Source organism: Sulfurospirillum sp. SCADC (genome assembly GCF_000743525.1).
In the GTDB taxonomy this organism is placed as follows: Bacteria; Campylobacterota; Campylobacteria; order Campylobacterales; family Sulfurospirillaceae; genus Sulfurospirillum.
Window position 1 is genome coordinate 65,474 of the sequence record NZ_JQGK01000005.1, and the last position, 13,084, is coordinate 78,557.

General features: G+C 43.0%; 10 protein-coding genes. 5 read left to right on the forward strand and 5 right to left on the reverse strand.

Features of this window, described 5'->3' with window-relative positions; translation table 11 throughout:
• Positions 1–58: 58 nt before the first annotated feature.
• Genes selB through JU57_RS04530 form a run of 5 tightly spaced genes read right to left on the reverse strand, consistent with a single transcriptional unit; the run spans position 59 to position 6,635 of the window.
• On the reverse strand, positions 59–1,894 hold the full coding sequence (gene selB / locus JU57_RS04510) for a selenocysteine-specific translation elongation factor (protein WP_037957509.1): 1,836 nt from the start codon (positions 1,892–1,894) through the stop codon (positions 59–61).
• Positions 1,895–3,232, reverse strand: a complete 1,338-nt coding sequence (selA, locus tag JU57_RS04515) for an L-seryl-tRNA(Sec) selenium transferase (RefSeq protein WP_037957511.1) — start codon at positions 3,230–3,232, stop codon at positions 1,895–1,897.
• A complete protein-coding gene (locus tag JU57_RS04520; RefSeq protein ID WP_037957513.1) occupies positions 3,229–3,903 on the reverse strand; it encodes a response regulator in 675 nt (224 codons plus the stop codon). The genes selA and JU57_RS04520 overlap by 4 nt, the downstream gene beginning before the upstream one ends.
• The gene (locus tag JU57_RS04525) at positions 3,884–5,515 is read right to left on the reverse strand and encodes a HAMP domain-containing sensor histidine kinase (RefSeq protein ID WP_037957515.1); all 1,632 of its coding nucleotides are present in this window, start codon (positions 5,513–5,515) and stop codon (positions 3,884–3,886) included. Before JU57_RS04525 ends, JU57_RS04520 begins: the two co-directional genes overlap by 20 nt.
• Position 5,516: 1 nt before the next feature.
• Complete coding sequence (locus JU57_RS04530) at positions 5,517–6,635, reverse strand: ABC transporter substrate-binding protein (RefSeq protein ID WP_294875881.1); 1,119 nt, start codon at positions 6,633–6,635, stop codon at positions 5,517–5,519.
• Between the two features lie 250 nt (positions 6,636–6,885).
• Here JU57_RS04530 and JU57_RS04535 point away from each other — a divergent pair, with 250 nt between their 5' ends.
• The 5 genes from JU57_RS04535 (at position 6,886) to fdh3B (ending at position 13,084) form a co-directional block, all read left to right on the forward strand.
• Positions 6,886–8,568 (forward strand): 4Fe-4S binding protein, encoded by a 1,683-nt coding sequence (locus JU57_RS04535; protein WP_037957517.1) that lies wholly within the window; start codon positions 6,886–6,888, stop codon positions 8,566–8,568.
• On the forward strand, positions 8,565–9,284 hold the full coding sequence (locus JU57_RS04540; RefSeq protein ID WP_037957518.1) for a molecular chaperone TorD family protein: 720 nt from the start codon (positions 8,565–8,567) through the stop codon (positions 9,282–9,284). Before JU57_RS04535 ends, JU57_RS04540 begins: the two co-directional genes overlap by 4 nt.
• Before the next feature lie 172 nt (positions 9,285–9,456).
• Positions 9,457–9,660, forward strand: a complete 204-nt coding sequence (locus tag JU57_RS04545; protein WP_025345967.1) for a hypothetical protein — start codon at positions 9,457–9,459, stop codon at positions 9,658–9,660.
• A gap of 45 nt (positions 9,661–9,705) precedes the next feature.
• Positions 9,706–12,507, forward strand: a complete 2,802-nt coding sequence (locus JU57_RS04555; RefSeq protein ID WP_349678025.1) for a formate dehydrogenase subunit alpha — start codon at positions 9,706–9,708, stop codon at positions 12,505–12,507.
• Positions 12,508–12,529: 22 nt separating this feature from the next.
• Positions 12,530–13,084 carry a formate dehydrogenase FDH3 subunit beta gene (gene fdh3B, locus JU57_RS04560; RefSeq protein ID WP_037957727.1) on the forward strand — a complete coding sequence of 185 codons (555 nt, stop codon included), beginning with the start codon at positions 12,530–12,532 and terminating at the stop codon, positions 13,082–13,084.

A 13,084-nucleotide genomic window follows, 5' to 3' on the forward strand; every position in this document is an offset into this window, starting at 1 on the left:
ATATTACTAATTAGTAATAATGTCAAGGCTTTTTTGAAAAAGAAACGAAAAGGTCATTTTAAAGGAGTACTCTTCTATTTTCCTCTTTTTTCACATCATCAAAATTATCGAGATAATCAAGATACGCGACTAAGTATTTGCGGCTGATGTCGAAGTGTTCTTTAAAAGCCTTGATGTCAACGCCGTTTTCTTTGCGCATAATCTCTCTTAGATGCGCCATCATGGCACTTAAGGCAATGGTCGTGACAAAGAGGTTGTGCTCCAATCGAACGACCTTTTTGGAGCGTGTAAGACTTTTGAGCGCATCATCGCCCATTTTGCGGTCGATGTCGAGTTCATCGTAGATGTTGTATGGAGCGTCAGGTGTAAATTCGGCTTTAAATAAAATCTCATAAAGTCTATCTTCGATGAGCGTTTCGATATTGTCGATGTCAATTTGCGCATTTTTATAGATGCCATTTACAAAGTCTAGCATGCCTTCATCGCAGAGTTTTTGCAGCACGCTCTCGACCAACGAAACACTTGCCCATTTGAGTTTAAGGGAGAGCGAATTGGCGGAGAGAAGGGCATAAGCATTTTTAGCGTAGATGGCTTGAATGATGCGCTCCAACTCGTTTTGCATTGAAATCGGATAGAGGACTAAGCCCTTTTCATCGACAAAAACATCACGCATGTCATTGGAAATCGCAATGGCTTCTTCATGGTTCAGCCCAAAGCGTTGGTTGGACGAAATGAGCCCAAAACCGTGTGTGTGCATCCCTACCAAAAGGGTAAAAGCGCTTTTAAAATCCTTGGCGTAGAGTGCTTTAAGCAGTTCTAATTTCACCTTTTTTTTCATCGGATCATTGATGGGATTGAGCACGCGTCCACCACCGATAGTGCGACCGCTTGCTGTGATAATGAACGGCTCATCGTGGACTAAAAAGAGCTTGTGATTGAATTGTAGTTTGGCAAAACCGCTTTGTAAACTCTCTTCGGTTTCGTAAAATAAAATGCGCGCTTCGACTTGCTTGGTGCCGACGTATAAAATCACTTTGGCATTGTGTTTAAGCGTATGTCCACCAATGCTCTCTATCCAGACATCCGCGCAGTCAAAACCACGAATAAACCCTTTTTTACAGAGCAATGCCCCTTTTTCAAACGCTGTTTTTTGAGCATTTTGAAGGTTAATGGCGGTTCGTTGAGACGAATGAGCCGCTTCGACGTCGTGGTCATGGACTTGAAGATTGCGGATGACAAACTCTTTTTCGAGTTCGGGCGCAAAGAGCTTTTCGCCAACTTTGATGGTGCCATCCAAAACGGTTCCCGTCACAACGGTTCCGGCACCTGCGATGGAGAAAGAGCGATCCACGTAGTAGCGAAAAAGACCGTTGCTTTTTTTAGGCGTTACGGGTAGGGAAAACAGGGCGTTTTTAAGCGTTTGAATAGAGCTTGGCTCATAGATGCTGACAGGGATAATTTCGACCAAATGGAGGTTTTTAAGCGTTTTGAGATGCTCTGTGATTTCATAGGTTCGCTGCTCGATAACCTCTGGTGTTGCGAGGTCTTTTTTGGTCAGAGCGATGATACTATTCTTTACATGTAAAAGATTGAGGATCTCCAAATGCTCTTTGGTTTGCGGCATAATGCCCTCATTCGCATCGACAACCACCAAGCTCGCATCAAAACCAAACGCCCCTGAGATCATGTTTTTTAACAGCTTTTCATGCCCAGGGACATCGATAAATGCGACGTTTTTTGCCTCGTTTTGCATACTCGAAAAGCTGAGGTTGATCGTGATGCCTCGGCGTTTTTCCTCTTCTAAACTGTCTCCTTCAAAGCCTGTAAGTGCGGTGATAAGCGCCGTTTTACCGTGATCGACGTGTCCTGCGGTTCCAACAATGATAAAATCCATTTAATTCCCTACAATGCGTTTAATAATGTCACTCAGTTTTGCTTCGGTACTGGGGAGAATCGTGCGAAAGTCGAGTAAAAAGCGGTCATTTTCAATGCGTCCAATGACGTGATTTTCTCTAAATTTTTTCTCCAAAAGGGTTGCTTTTCCTTTTACATGTAAAGCAATGGTCGGAAAGCGTCGGTTGGGCAAAGTACCGCCGCCCATATAGGTTTCGCTCTCTAGAATTTCGCACGTATGTTCGCCGACACACTCTTTTACATGTAACGCTCTTTGCTCTAATTCTTCGACACTTCGAAACAGAAGCCACAGGGTAGGAATTTGCTCGTACTCTTCTGCCAAATAGGCTTTGATGCTCTCTTCAAGCAGACTCAGGGTGATTTTATCCACGCGTAACATGCGAAGGAGTTGGTTCTTTTTAAGCTTCGCGATCAAATCAGCACGCCCTGCGATAATGCCTGCTTGGACACTTCCAAAGAGTTTGTCACCGCTGAAACTGATCAAGGAGGGCTTACATGTAAGAATTTCGCCAAGGGAGTGTTCGCGGTTTCCAAGGTTGTACGGTAGTTTGGGAACGTAGCCACTTCCAAGGTCGTAGTAGTCCAAAAGGTTGTTTTGGGTGGCGAGTTGCTTGAGATCTTCATACGCTACGGCTTCGCTAAAGCCTTCGATGCTAAAGTTGGACTGATGCACTTTCATCAGCATCGCGGTATTTTCGTTGATCGCGCTCTCGTAGTCGGTGATTTTGGTTTTATTGGTCGCGCCCACTTCATTCAGAATGGCGCCACTTTGTTTCATCACTTCAGGGATGCGAAAACTGCCGCCGATCTCGACCAATTCGCCCCTTGAGACAACCACTTCTTGGTTCTTGGCAAAGGTGTTCAAGATCAAAAAGACGGCGGAAGCGTTGTTGTTGACAACCAAAACATCTTCAACATCCAAAAGCGCTTTCAGATGCGTGCTCACATGCTCATAGCGTTCGCCTCGGCTTCCAAGCTCTAGGTTGTATTCTAAATTGGAGTAGTTGCAGATGACGTCACTGGCGCGATCCAGTAGGGTTTTGGAGATCAAACTTCTGCCCATATTGGTGTGTAAAATAACGCCTGTGGCATTGATAAGAGGTTTGAGTGAAGGTGCAAAAAGTGCATCGTATGCTTTTTTGATCTCCTGCATTAACGCCTCTTCATCGAAGCTTTCGATCTCTTTGGTGATCAATCCTTGACGAATGTCCTCGATTTTGGCTCTGGCAATTTTCATGACCAAAGTGGCATTGCACCCTTCAAAAAGGGGATGTGAGAGGCATTTGTCAACTTTGGGAAGCGTTTTTAAAGCATTCATGCGTTCTCCGGAAGCGGCAATTGGGTCTCGTCAAACAGGTATTTTTTATTTTGAATTTTTGTCAAAATCCCTTGGTCTCCCAGTTGTTTAAAGAGCTTGATGACGGTGGGTTTGCTCACATCGACTTGCTCCATAATCTCGCTGTAGGAGTAGTTGAGCATATTGTCATTGTCCAAGTTTTTGATGATAAAACGGATGATTTCGACCTGCTTACTATCCGTCACTGCAGAGATGGTTTTGATGATGTTGTAGGAGCGCTCGATCTCTTTGGCTTGAATTTTAGGCAGCAATACATCGTGCAATGAATTAAGGAGCTCCTTGATATTGACCGGCTTAATGAGGTAGTTATCCACATGAAGTTTTATCGCATCCAGCAGATACTCGGTGTCGGTAAACGCGGTCGTGACGATGGAGGGAAGTTCGATCTCTAGGTCATGTTTGAGGGTGCGCAAAAAGTCCAGGCCATTGCTGTATTTGAGGTGAATGTCTGCGACAATGACGTCGATTTTTTCGCTCTTAATGATCTCTAACGCTTCCTCGATCGTTTGCACGGGGTAGATCTTTTTCACAAAATCTTCTAAAACAGATGTGGTGTGTTTCAGCAAATCCGCTTCATCTTCGATGTAAAGAATCGTAAAGCTACCGAGTAACTCAAAATTGCGCTTGTTCATCGTCATCACCCTCGTTTGTGTTGATATAATTTTTTGGTATTTCTATCGTAAACATCGTGCATGCCCAAAAAAGTTTGGTGCTTAATTTGTGGCGAATATTCTTACATGTAATCTTACCGTGCATGTGTTTTTCCACCATCTGTTTGGACATGTAAAGCCCAATTCCTGTGCCTACACTCTTGTGTTTGGTCGTAAAATAGGGGTCGAAAACTTTGGGTATTATATCACTTTTTATTCCGCCACCATTATCAATAACATTGATAAAAATACGTTCTTCATTTTGCTTGGCGATGATGTGAATAATCTTGTCCATTTGCTCTGTCTTACTCGCCAAAATATCCTTGGAATTGCCAATAAGATTGAGAAGCACGTGAATGAGTTCGTTTTTAAAGCCAAAGACTTCAAGATCATCTTTGATAAAAAGTGCCAACGTGATCTCTTCACGTTCCAGCTGATACTTGGAGAGATCAACCGCTTTTTGGATCACCTCTTTGATGCGAAACGCCTTTTTGCTTTTGTTGGGGTTAAAGAAGGTGCGAAAATCTTCCAAAGTATCCGACATATTGGAAGAGAGCAGTTGGGCATCTTTGACACGCGAAACGATGAAAGGTTCGTCCAGTTTGCCTGCTAAAAACTTACTCTCAAAACTTTGCACAATCATCATGAGTGAGCCAAGCGGTTGTCGCCACTGATGCGCGATGTTTTGTAGCATTTCTCCTAGACTTGCGAGTCTGGCTTGTTGGAACATGATGTTGTCTTTTTTGCGACTGTTTTCAACCTCCCGCCTGATGCGAAGTTCTAGCGAATCGTTGAGATCACGCAGCTCTTTGGTTTTGATAAGAATATTTTCCTCAAGATAGTTATGCAAATTTTTAAAATGGTTAATAATGATAAAAAGCACCATCGTGATAAAAAAGAAGATCATACCGATGAGCAAAACAAGCATCACAGTACTGGTTTGAAAAAGGCTGTCGTTAACCTGTTTTTCGGTAATCGCCTGTTTAAGATGCGTGGTAATTAAGCTGGAAAGATAGATGTTAAGTGAATTGGCTTCGAGCATAATGTCATCAATCAATAAACTTGCCTGCTCGGTTTTGGAGTATTTTAACAGTTCCAATATAATGATAATTTTGCTGTCAATACTCTGCATTTTAGCGCTGATTTTTTCCACAATGCCTTGCTGAAAGATGGTCTTTTCGGGAATATCAGGGGTGACTAAAAAGAGGCTGAGCCATTTGCTTGCAAAGTAGGGAAGTCCACCAATGTGACGGTTAGTAGCAAATTGGTAGCTGCTCCACTGTTTGTGGATGATCTGTTGCGCGAGATAGATTACCTCGATGGCATCATCATTGCTGATTTGGCGCTCTTTGATGTCACGCAAGGTTTCTGCGATGTTGACACGGTAATTGTCTTTGATCTCTTCAAGATCGACTTGGGGTTGGGTGTGTTTTTGGAACAAGGTTTCGTAGTCGTATTTGAGCGCAAAAATGGAGACAAACATCAAAAAACCAATCGTGATCGTACCACTGAGAATGATAAAAATGAGAATTTTGGTTTTATTGGAAAACTTGATGGTCTCTAATTTTTGGTTGATAAACTCTACAAACGTCATCTTAATATTCATACTTTTGAATAATCTCAAATTTGCCGTTGACATAGTTTGAGAGGTAGACTTGATTGAGTAGTTGGGCATGGTGGTATTTTAAAGGAATGTTGTCGAGTGTTTGGGCAGGAACATGTTTGAGTTTATCCAAAAATTTACCCGGCGTGATCGCGCCATTGATCGCTTTAAGCGCTGTGACAACCGCTTTGGCCGCCAAATAGGATTCGTAAGAGACCAAAGAGGGTTTCTCTTCAGGGTAGTAGAAAGCAAGGTTTTTCAGGTAATCCACCGCCTCTTTCGAGTAGAAATCATCGTATGAGGGAACGGTTTGGGAGAAGAGAATGTTTTCTCCTTTGCCATGCAGTTCTCCCATAAGTGCGTCCGCATTGACAAAAGAGATGGGACAAAAGATGATCTGTTGTGGGCAACACTCTTTCACTTTTTCGATAAAACGCGCCGTAGGTTTATACGAACCTACCAAGATAATGGCTTCAGGTTTTGCCGCTTCGATCTCATGAATCGCATGGCGAATGGAGAGGGTGTTGCGTTTGTAGGTTCCCTCTGCCATCAGCTGCAAGTTGCGTTTACCAAGGGCGTTTGAGAGCGCGATGTAACCCTCTTCGCCGTAGTCATCGTTTTGGTAGAAAATCGCAAAGCGGGTAATGTTTTTTTGTTTTGTAAGGTACTCCACTAATGCGTCGAGCTCTTCGGTGTAAGCACTTCGAAAGTTGATGATGTTCGGTGTTTCTTTGGTACGAAGAAACGAAGCACCGGTGTAAGGAGCGATAAAAGGAATCTGGCTTTCCGTGATGAGCGGTAACACACGCTTGACCGTAGGCGTTCCTACAAAGCCAAAAAGGGCAAAAACATCGTCTTTGGTGATGAGTTTAACGGTATTGCTGTAGGTGTTTTCAGGTTCGTATTTGTCGTCATATTGGATAAACTCCACTTTTTTACCTTGTACGCCACCTCTGGCATTGGTGTGGCTAAAGTAGGCATTTGCCCCCACAACGACATCGCGACCCAAATGGCTGTTAATGCCAGTAAGCGGCAAAGAGGCGCCTAGGACAATCGTGTTTTTTTCCACACTTTTATACGAAGTGGCGAACGAAAAGAGGAGTACTAGCACGATTAAGGCTAAAAAGCTTGTGATTAGAAAGTTTTTGTTTACCAAAATTGTAACACCTTTGTCATTTCATACCTATTATTATAACTTAAGAAGATTAACGCAAGATAATAGTGAAAAAACACCATTATAGCATTATATAATAAAATATATAATTACGTGTAAGCGGATAAATATACTCTTGTTAAGAACGATTTAATCCAATTCATTTTACAATTCGGTAAATTCTTATTTACCACTTAATGGATGTAAAATGCAAAAAGAGTACGTTTTCTACGATACCGTTGGTATTGATTTCCCTCTTGACGAAGCGATAGAACTGGTTAAAAGCCCTTGTCATGGTGATTTTTTGGTCTCGAATGACCCTGCGGCAGAGGCGATTATTTACGCACCAGAGATCAATTTTTACCTCCAACACTCACGCGATAGCATTGCGAATAAAATAACGAACATCACCAAACTCTATGCCATCCGTGCCCTTGGATTTGACTTTGCGCAAGATATGGACTACGCGCAAGAGGTTGGTAACAAAGTGCTCATCGTTACCGACGATGAAAGTCTTAAAGCTCTTAAAGCGGAACTGAGAGATAAAGATTTTACCGTTATGTTGCTTTCTCCCTCAACGATTTTAGATGTAAACGGTCACATTGGCGCTTTACATGTAACGCTCAAAAAAGAGGATGAACTCCTCGAATTAGAGTGCGATCAGATTCTCTGGTGGAATGCTCCAAGTTTTGCGATGAAGCAAAGTGGCGTGTATGACCCAGCTCTTCTTGGGCTGGAAGGGGCGCTTAAAAAGCTTCGCGATAATAAAGGCGAATACCACTATAAAAACTACATCAATTACGATCCGTCCATCTGTCAGTACCATGAAAGACGCGAAGAGATTTGCGGTAAATGTGCTGAGGTCTGCCCAACGGTTGCAATTTTAAAAGAAGATGAAACCAAGCACTTAGCCTTTTCGCACATTGACTGTCATGGCTGTGGCGGTTGTGTGAGCGTATGTCCGAGCGGTGCTCTTGATTATACGCAGATGCCACGCATCGCTTTTGCCCATTTGAGTGAGTCTTTTAAAGGTGCAACGGCACTGATTATTCCGAATAAAATGGATTTAGGTTTGATTGATATTCCACTGCGTGAGGGTGTTTTACCTTTGATGATTGAGGGTGAAAAGTATTTGCATGAAGCGCATTTGATGAATTTGCTCCAAACCAGTGGCAACCCTATCATTTTCTACACCGATTTTATCTCTAAAGGTACGGGTGATGTTATTCGTATCATCAATGAAATTTTTGAGAAAAAGTACCATAAAAAAGCGATTTATGTGTGTGAAGATAGCGCTGATTTGGCGCGTATTTTTGAGAGTATGGAAAGTTTTCCTGAGTGTATGTACGGCATCAATGAAGAGGGTCTTCGCAAACGTGAGATCTTTTCAGCGCGCCTTTCTCACTTGGTAGATGGCGAAGATTTGGGTGTGGTGAAGACGGGTGAGCATGTGCATTATGGCGATATTACAATCAATGAGAGTAACTGTACGCTCTGTCTTAGTTGTGTGGGAGCCTGTAATGTACGTGCTTTGACGGCGCATCCTGAAGACAATTCCCTTCGTTTTAACGCATCGATTTGTACAAACTGTGGCTATTGCGAAGTGACCTGTCCTGAAAAAGAGTGTTTGAGTGTTATCAAAGATGAGATCAGTTTAAAACCCAGTTGGTTTTTGCAACGCATTATGGCGAAAGATGAACTCTTTACCTGTATTGAGTGTGGGACGCCTTTTGCAACCGTCAAAGCGGTTGAGAAAATCGCAGCGATTATGACACCTCTCTTTGGCAATGATGAAGTAAAACTTCGCACACTTTACTGCTGCGCCGCTTGTAAACCCAAAGTGATGTTTAAAGCGCACATGGAAAATGAAAACAAAGGACTCAGTCTATGAATAAAGAGGCCATCAATAAAGCAAGAGCCGTTTATTACGGACTTTTTGCTTCACTGTTAATGTTTTTTGAGAACAAGAATGATCTTGAAGTGATTCAAAAAACGATCAAGGTTTTAGCGCAGAATCCACTCGATGAAGAGAGCAAACGAGCGTTTAGTAATATGCAAAATTTGCTTATTAGTGGAGGCTATACTCTGTTAAAAGAGGAGAGTGATACGGTCTTTTTTAGCCCTTATTCAGCCTTTATTCCTGTTACGGCGTCGTATTTTCTTGAGAACCGCGATGATGGTAAAAAGCGTTTAGAGATGGTCAATTATGTTCTAAGTTCTAACTTCAGACGTGATAGCGAAAAATTTAAAGAGCTCGAAGATCATGTTGGGTTTATTATGCTGTTTATGCAAAAAATGATCGAAGAAGAGCTTGCCGGCAATGCGAAAAGTGCACAGCTTTCACGCGAAGTGTTTGTCAACATTCTCAATCCGTTTGTGGATGATTTTATTGGTGCCCTTTTCATTCATGAAAACAGCCATTTTTACCAAGAATTAGCCGCGATTATGCACTCGTTTGTGGCATTAGAGCGACTCTATTTGGATGTGAAAAAACCTGTTAGCGAAAAAGAAGATCAAGCGCCAAAAGTGTACACCAAAGAGCACAAAAAACCACGCAAACCTTTAACCCCAAGACCGAAAAAGAATTTTGAAGAGTTCGTGCTCTAAAAGGTTACATGTAATGCGCAAATGGCGTACTGAACGCCATTTCGCGCTATTTAATATGCTAATTTTGCATAGATATAATCTTTACATGTAAGGATTTTAGAGCTAAAAAAATCACGGTTTTTTTAGCTCTCTCTTTGAAGTCAAAGAGAAATTCTGCAAGGAGAAAATGACCATGCAAGATCAAAGAAGGAGTTTTCTTAAAAAAACTCTGAGTGTGGGTGCCGTTGCTGCAACCGTGAGTGTCGGTGCAATCGCCGGTGACACAGGTGCAAAAACAGCAGGAAGTAACGGTGTTGTTAAGGGAAAATCGAAGAAAAAAGAGATTCTCTACACAAAAACAGCCAATTGGGACGCGTATTATCACGCGGCAGTCTAAGGAGATTAGATGAGTAAAGAGATGTTAAAAGACGCCTCTTTGCACATGGGAAGACGATCATTTCTTAAAATGGCAGCGATCGGAGCGAGTTTTGGAGCAACCACAGCGTTTGCATCCAGCGACTCAATCAGACCAGCGACCGCGGAAGAAGTGAAAAATCCTTTCCCAGGTAGCAAGAGAGTCAAAACAATTTGTAGTATTTGTTCAGCAGGATGCGGAATCATTGCTGAAGTTCAAAATGGTGTTTGGGTACGTCAAGACGTAGCGCAAGATCACCCCATCAGTGAAGGTAGCCATTGTTGTAAGGGCATTGACCAGATTGATTTGGTGAAGAGTTCACAACGTATTAAGCATCCGCTTAAAAAAGTCGATGGAAAATGGCAACGTATCAGTTGGGATCAAGCCGTTAACGAGATTTCAGAGAAAATGCTTAAAATGCGCGCCGAAAATGGCCCAGACATCGTAGAATTTTTAGGTTCTGCAAAATTCAGCTTGCAACAGGCTTTCTATTTTAGAAAATTTGCGGCAATGTGGGGAACAAACAATATTGACCACGTCGCTCGAATTTGACATAGTGCTTCCGTCGCAGGTGCTGCGAATACATTTGGATACGGTGCTATGACACAACAATTTGGTGATGCGGTGAATGCAAAAGTCATTATGATGATTGGTGCAAACTCAGCCGTTGCGAACCCTATTGGATTTAAACATTTCTTACAAGCCAAAGACAGAGCTGGAACGAAATTGATCGTTGTTGACCCCATTTATACAAGGAGTGCGGCAAAAGCAGATCTCTACCTACGCATTCGTTCAGGTACTGACATTGCCTTTGTGTATGGTATGCTTCACATCATCTTCAAAAATGGTTGGGAAGATAAAGAATTTATCGACACACGCTCTTACGCGATGGATCAAATCCGTGCAGAAGCTGCCAAATGGACACCAGAACTCACTTCTGATGTAACAGGCATTCCGGTCGATCAAATCATTCAAGCAACCACACTTTTTGCTAAAAATACACCAAGTGCTATTGCATGGTCACTCGGTATTACGCAACACAGTGTTGGCTCATCAAATACTAGAATTCTTCCAGTTTTACAAATTGCTCTTGGAAACATGGGTAAAAAAGGTGGTGGACTTTACATCATTCGTGGACATGACAACGTTCAAGGTGCTACCGATATGGGTAACCTTGCAGACTCACTTTCAGGCTATTATGGTCTTGAAGATGGTGCTTGGAAATACTTCGCACAATCGTGGGGTGTGGATTACGAATGGCTCAAAGGTCGTTTCTTTGAGAAAAAATGGATGAATGAAAAAGGGTACTCGCTTTCTCAATGGTGGCAAGGTGTTCTTCAAGAGGTAAAAACATACTCTTCAGCACCGGTTCGTGCCGTTTGGATTCAAGGAACGGGTATTACTTCTATGTCGCAACAAGCGAAAATCAAAGAGGCATTAGACAAGCTTGACCTTGTGGTTATTGCAGAGCCATTTGTGAATGAAGCCGCTGTTCTAACCAGCCGAAAAGATGGCATTTATATCTTACCTGTGGCTACTCAGTTTGAGTGTGAGGGAACGGTAACCGCAACGAATCGCTCAAGCCAGTGGAGAAGTAAAGTCGTTGAGCCTCTTTATGAGAGCAAAACAGACGAAGAGGTGATGTTCCTTTTTGCGAAAAAATTTGGTTTCTACGATCAGTTTGTTCAGGGTATGAAAATGGGTGTTAAAGATGGCAAAGTCGTTCAAGTTAAAAATGACTTCAAATGGCCAGATGACGCGGTTCGCGAGATTGCTCGTACCATTAAATCGATTGGTCTAAGTGGCTGGACACCTGAGCGTCTTCGCGCTCATCAAGAAAACTGGCATATGTTCGATCCAGTCACTTTAGAGGGAAAAGGACCGATGAAAGGTCAGTATTACGGTCTTCCATGGCCATGTTGGGATGACAAACATCCGGGTTCTCCTATTCTTTATCGTCGTGATGTTCCTGTCGCTGAGGGTGGTATGGGCTTTAGAAATCGCTTTGGTTTAGAGCACAACGGTGTGAGCCAACTTGCCGATAAATCTGTGACGGTTAAAGGCTCAAAAATTGAGGGTGGTTATCCACAACTCACCAAAGAGAACATCGAAAAAGTGCTTGGCATTACGTTAACCGAGGAAGAAAAAGCGCAAATGGGCGGAAGCTGGGCGATGGACTTTAGTGGACTCATTCAGCAAAAAGCACGCGAGGCCGGTGTGTGTGTGTATGGAAATGCACGTGCCCGTACGATTGTTTGGGAATTCCCAGATCCAGTGCCATTGCATAGAGAGCCTATCCACTCACCACGTTGGGACTTGGTCGCAAAATATCCGACCTATGAAGATCAGCCGAAAAACTTCCGTGTTGAGACGAAATTTAAGTCTGAGCAACAAAAGCAAGACTGGTCAAAAGATTTCCCAACCATGTTGGTCAGCATGAGGGTTGTGAATCTCTCAGGTGCAGGTATGTTAGAGCGAACGAGCAAATATCTTTCAGCGATTACGCCAGAGATGTTCTGTAATATTCACCCAGACTTGGCACTCAAACATGGTATACGAGATCGCGATATGATGTGGATTCATGCGCCTCAAGGCACTAAAATCAAGGTTAAAGCGTACCATAATCACAGTGTAACACCGGATCGTATCTGTATGCCGTACAACTTTGCAGGTATTTTTCAAGGCATTGATTTGAGTGCAAATTACCCAGAAGGCACCAAGCCGTATGCGATTGGTGAGAGCTCAAACACCATTACAAACTATGGTTTTGACGTGATCACACAAATTTCAGAATTCAACGCTGGTCTATGCCGCGTCGAGAAAGCATAGGGGGTGGCCAATGAGTAATGAAATGTCAAGAATGAAATTTTTCTGTGATGATCACAGATGTATCGAGTGTTTTGCGTGTTCCGTTGCATGTGCAGAAGCGCATGAACTGCCTACAGGCATTAGCCGTCGTAAAGTTATTACACTGTTTGATGGTATCGAAGGTAAAGAGGTTTCTACTTCGATTGCATGTATGCACTGTACAGACGCACCATGCGAGCAAGTCTGCCCTGTGGATTGTTTCTACATTCGTGAAGACGGAATCGTTCTTCATGATAAAGAGAAATGTATCGGTTGTGGCTACTGCTTGTACGCATGCCCATTTGGTGCTCCACAATTCCCACGAGATGGCGCCTTTGGTGCCAAAGGAGCAATGGATAAATGTACGATGTGTGCAGGAGGACCACTAGAGACAAACTCTGAAAAAGAGCGACACCTTTACGGTCAAAACCGTATCGCTGAGGGCAAAGTACCGATGTGTGCGGCAGTATGCTCCACCAACGCGCTTTTGGTGGGCGATGCGGAGAGTGTCTCAACCATTTACCGTAAAAGGGTAGCAGGTCGAGGTAAAGGTGCATAA

Excerpts from the sequence above, each read along its gene's own strand:
- JU57_RS04525 (WP_037957515.1), bottom strand. The coding sequence starts at position 5,515 with ATGACGTTTGTAGAGTTTATCAACCAAAAATTAGAGACCATCAAGTTT.
- selB (WP_037957509.1), bottom strand. The coding sequence starts at position 1,894 with ATGGATTTTATCATTGTTGGAACCGCAGGACACGTCGATCACGGTAAA.
- JU57_RS04535 (WP_037957517.1), top strand. The coding sequence starts at position 6,886 with ATGCAAAAAGAGTACGTTTTCTACGATACCGTTGGTATTGATTTCCCT.
- JU57_RS04545 (WP_025345967.1), top strand. The coding sequence starts at position 9,457 with ATGCAAGATCAAAGAAGGAGTTTTCTTAAAAAAACTCTGAGTGTGGGT.
- selA (WP_037957511.1), bottom strand. The coding sequence starts at position 3,232 with ATGAATGCTTTAAAAACGCTTCCCAAAGTTGACAAATGCCTCTCACAT.
- JU57_RS04540 (WP_037957518.1), top strand. The coding sequence starts at position 8,565 with ATGAATAAAGAGGCCATCAATAAAGCAAGAGCCGTTTATTACGGACTT.
- fdh3B (WP_037957727.1), top strand. The coding sequence starts at position 12,530 with ATGTCAAGAATGAAATTTTTCTGTGATGATCACAGATGTATCGAGTGT.
- JU57_RS04520 (WP_037957513.1), bottom strand. The coding sequence starts at position 3,903 with ATGAACAAGCGCAATTTTGAGTTACTCGGTAGCTTTACGATTCTTTAC.